This is a genomic window from Oleiphilus sp. HI0128, assembly GCF_001635365.1.
In genome coordinates this window covers 1-1,023 of record NZ_LWGG01001495.1, presented here as the reverse complement: position 1 = coordinate 1,023, position 1,023 = coordinate 1, and the positions used below count along the sequence as shown (strand labels likewise).

The 1,023-nt window shown below is 42.0% G+C and carries 1 protein-coding gene; it reads left to right on the top strand.

The features are described from left to right. The coding region (gene hflX, locus A3763_RS24670; protein WP_068760674.1) for a GTPase HflX at window positions 1–830 on the top strand (830 nt) is incomplete at its 5' end. Between the last annotated feature and the right edge of the window lie 193 nt (window positions 831–1,023).

Below are 1,023 nucleotides of genomic sequence, written 5' to 3'. Positions count from 1 at the left end.
GTGAGACTCAGTTAGAAAGTGATAGACGTTTACTTCGCGGTCGTATCAAGACTATTACCTCACGTCTGGAGAAAGTTCGTAAACAGCGTGACCAAGGTCGTAGAGCACGCACCCGTGCAGAAATACCAACAGTATCCTTGGTTGGTTATACCAATGCTGGTAAATCTACTTTATTCAATCGAGTCACTGAAGCGGATGTTTATGCTGCCGACCAGCTGTTTGCAACCTTGGACCCGACTTTAAGAAAGTTGAACCTGCCGGATATCGGCAACGCTATTTTGGTTGATACCGTTGGTTTTATTAGACATCTCCCGCATAAATTGGTAGATGCCTTCCGGGCAACGCTTGAAGAAACCTGCAACGCTACGCTTCTTTTGCATGTCATTGATTGTCATGATGAAGGTCGCATGGATAATATTGAGCAGGTGGAGCATGTTCTTAAGGAGATTGGTGCGGATAAGGTTCCGACTTTAAAGGTTTATAATAAGCTAGATCTATTAGACGGTCGTGAGCCGAGAATAGATAGAGATGAAGACGGTGTGCCGCAGCGAGTATGGGTGTCTGCTTATACGGGTGCTGGTGTAGATCTGCTTAATCAAGCGATTATTGAAATTCTTGGTGATGAAATAGTTCATCAGAAAATTAAACTTGACCCTTCTAAAGGTGGAAAACTAAGAGCCTTGTTTTATGCTGCATCGGTCGTGCAGGATGAAAGCTATGATGAAGAAGGCGGGCTAGTTCTAGAGATTCGCTTACAGCGCCTCGATTACGAAAGACTGCTTCGCCAAGCTGAAGTTAATGAATCTGATTTAGATATCACTAACTTGTAATCACAAGCTATCCAGCCCGATAAAAGGCACTAAAATGTCACGCATTTGACTGAAAACGTGCAGCCAAATGTGCGTCAAGTCAGAAAATTACATTTCTCAAAAAAACTTACACTAAGTTATGTAAGTACTTCTGTTAAAAATAAAAAGCTGTGCTATGTTTTATGGATAGCGAACTTCTTTTCTAGGAATTCAT